This is a genomic window from Sphingopyxis sp. (genome assembly GCF_025869345.1).
Lineage (GTDB): Bacteria > Pseudomonadota > Alphaproteobacteria > Sphingomonadales > Sphingomonadaceae > Sphingopyxis.
Genome location: NZ_JAOZVW010000093.1, coordinates 1 through 1,024, shown reverse-complemented (window position 1 = coordinate 1,024; position 1,024 = coordinate 1). Strand labels below are relative to the sequence as shown.

Annotated in this window: 1 protein-coding gene; it reads left to right on the top strand. The window is 69.2% G+C overall.

All coding sequences use genetic code 11. The features are described from left to right. The coding region (locus tag OJI97_RS09895; RefSeq protein WP_297663078.1) for a DUF3089 domain-containing protein at positions 1-962 on the top strand (962 nt) is incomplete at its 5' end. Between the last annotated feature and the right edge of the window lie 62 nt (positions 963-1,024).

Here is a 1,024-nt window from a genome sequence, read left to right as displayed (position 1 = left end):
CCAAGGGCGACGCCGCGGTCTTCTTCGTCCACCCGACGAGCTATTACAGCAAGGCGAGCTGGAACGCCCCGCTCGACGATGCCGACGCCAATTACCGCGCCAAATTGTTCATGCAGGGCATGGCGAGCGCCTTCGGCGACGCAGGTGAAGTCTGGGCGCCGCGCTACCGCCAGGCGACCCTCGGCGCCTTCCTGGCCGAGGATCGCGTCACCGCGGGCAAGGCGATCGACGCCGCCTATCGCGACGTCGAGCAGGCGTTCGACGCCTTCGTCGCCGCGGTCCCGAAGAACAAGCCGATCATCCTCGCGGGGCACAGCCAGGGCGCGCTGCATATCGAGATGCTGATCAAGAACCGGATCGCAGGCACCCCGCTCGCGAAACGGATCGTCGCGGCCTATGTGATCGGCTGGCCGATCAGCCTCGACACCGACATGGAGGCGCTCGGCCTTCCCGCCTGTCAGACGCCCGAACAGAAGGGCTGCATCCTGAGCTGGGCGACCTTTGCCGAGCCCGCCGACACCTCGATGGTCACCGGCGCCTATGACGGCACGATCGGCTTCGACGGCCGCCCGCGCGCGGGGACGCGGATGCTCTGCACCAATCCGCTCACCGGCATTCCCGACACCGCCGCCGGTCCCGACGCCAATATCGGCACGCTGAAGCCGAGCGCGGGCTTCAAGGCGGGAACGCTGATCGCGGGCAAGGTCGGCGCCCAGTGCGACGCCGACCGCGGCTTCCTGCTGATCGGCGACGCCGACGCGGCGAAGAATTACGTCGTCGCGGGCTATGTCCTGCCGGGCAATAATTACCACGTCTACGACATCACCCTTTTCTGGGCGAACGTCCGCGCCGACGCGCTACGGCGGCTGGCGACCTATGAAGGCAAGCCCTCGCCGGTGCCGCCCCCGGCGGTGCCCGTAACGGCCCCCGTCGAGACTATTCCGGCGACGCCCAAATCCTGATTCCGTTCGTGGGGGGGGGGGGGGGGGGACACCCCGCGGGGGGGGGCGGGGGGGGGGGGGTG